Source organism: Nocardioides ultimimeridianus (genome assembly GCF_054777895.1).
In genome coordinates, this window is record NZ_BAAHAB010000030.1 from 1 (window position 1) to 706 (window position 706).

Annotated in this window: 1 pseudogene; it reads left to right on the forward strand. The window is 74.5% G+C overall.

The window, feature by feature from the left end:
• A pseudogene (locus ACYU8V_RS22275) lies at nt 1-706 on the forward strand (hypothetical protein); the annotation flags it as partial.

Sequence of the window (706 nt, forward strand, 5' to 3'; positions counted from 1 at the left end):
GACCTCCACACCGACCAGCCCGATCCGAGACCCGGCGGCGACCGCCTCCTCCAACTCGGCGGCGACGGCACCCCCAAGGTCAGCGAGCTGTGCTGGGCCGAGCTCGCCATCGCCCGCCACGCCGGCCTCATCGCCACCCGCAACCTCGCCGCCGACGCCCTCGACCTCCGGCACCGTCTCCCCCTGCTCCACGCCCAGGTCCAAGCCCTGCGGATCGAGGTCTGGGTCGCCCGCAAGATCGCCGCCATGACCCGCCCGTTGTCCCAGGAGGCCGCCGGGCTGGTCGATGCCGCCGTCGCCGCCGGATGGCAGCTCCCCGCCGGCAAGCTCCTCGCCCTCGCCGAAGCCAAGACCATCGAGGCCGACCCCGACGCCCACCGCCGCCGCATCGAAGCCGACCAGACCAGGATCGGGGTGTGGCGCTCCCGCCCACGCGTGGGCGACCGCCTCGGCGGCGAAGCGGGCACCGGAGAAGCAGCCACCGGCCGACTCGCCGCCCAGCTCCGGCTCCCCGACCTCCTCGAGATCGACACCTTCCTCGACGACCTCGCGGACAAGCTCGCGGCCAACCTGCCCACCGGCGACGACCAGCCCACCCGCGACCAGCTCCGCGCTCACGCACTGGCATTGATGGCCGACCCCGCCGCCGTCCTCCGACTTCTCCACGGTCCCGACGCACCCGCCCTGCCCGAGAAGCCGCGCAGGG